This window comes from Pseudoalteromonas sp. GW168-MNA-CIBAN-0100 (assembly GCF_040309225.1).
GTDB lineage: Bacteria > Pseudomonadota > Gammaproteobacteria > Enterobacterales > Alteromonadaceae > Pseudoalteromonas > Pseudoalteromonas arctica.
Genome location: NZ_JBEOOL010000388.1, coordinates 1 through 299 on the forward strand (window position 1 = coordinate 1; position 299 = coordinate 299).

The window sequence follows — 299 nt, forward strand, 5'->3', positions numbered from 1 at the left end:
GCTCTGTAGTGAGTAAACTTTTAGCTCACCCTAGCGGGCTGGTTGGCCTTGAAGCTGGCTCTAAACCAGAGCTAATGGCTATTTTAGGGGTGGCAAAAGAGCCCATTACTATTGTGTGTAATGGCTATAAAGACAGTGAGTTTTTACGCTTAGCCTGTATTGGTCAGGCTATGGGTCACAAAGTTAAAATAGTGGTAGAGAAGCTCTCGGAGTTAACCACCTTACTGGAAGAAATTGATAATTTAGGCATTGAACCGGCTATTGGTATTCGTATTCGCCTAAACTCAGTGGGCAAAGGT

At 43.8% G+C, this 299-nt stretch carries 1 pseudogene; it reads left to right on the forward strand.

From position 1 onward, the window contains the following. Positions 1–299: pseudogene (locus tag AAEY62_RS21610) on the forward strand (arginine decarboxylase); the annotation flags it as partial.